Annotated in this window: 1 protein-coding gene; it reads right to left on the reverse strand. The window is 66.7% G+C overall.

Going from position 1 to position 243, the window contains the following annotated elements; genetic code table 11:
- Positions 1–243: VCBS domain-containing protein (locus EN993_RS36855; protein WP_164758116.1), on the reverse strand; the 243-nt coding region annotated here is incomplete at both ends.

Here is a 243-nt window from a genome sequence, read left to right on the forward strand (position 1 = left end):
GGCATCGAGGTCGAAGGTGCCGTAGCTGCCTGCGGCAGCCACCTGGGGCACGAAGTGGGGATCGCTGTCGACATCGGAGATGGTGAGCGTGCCCGACGTCGAGATGTCGGCGGCCGTGTTGCCTTCGGTCAGGTCGCGCACATCGGCCGACAGCACGGCCGCGTCGTTGGTGCCCAGGATGTGTACGGTCACGGTGGTGGCGGTGCCGTCGGCGCTGACGACATTGAAGGTGTCGGTGTAGGT

Source organism: Mesorhizobium sp. M7D.F.Ca.US.004.01.2.1, from assembly GCF_003997785.1.
Lineage (GTDB): Bacteria > Pseudomonadota > Alphaproteobacteria > Rhizobiales > Rhizobiaceae > Mesorhizobium > Mesorhizobium loti.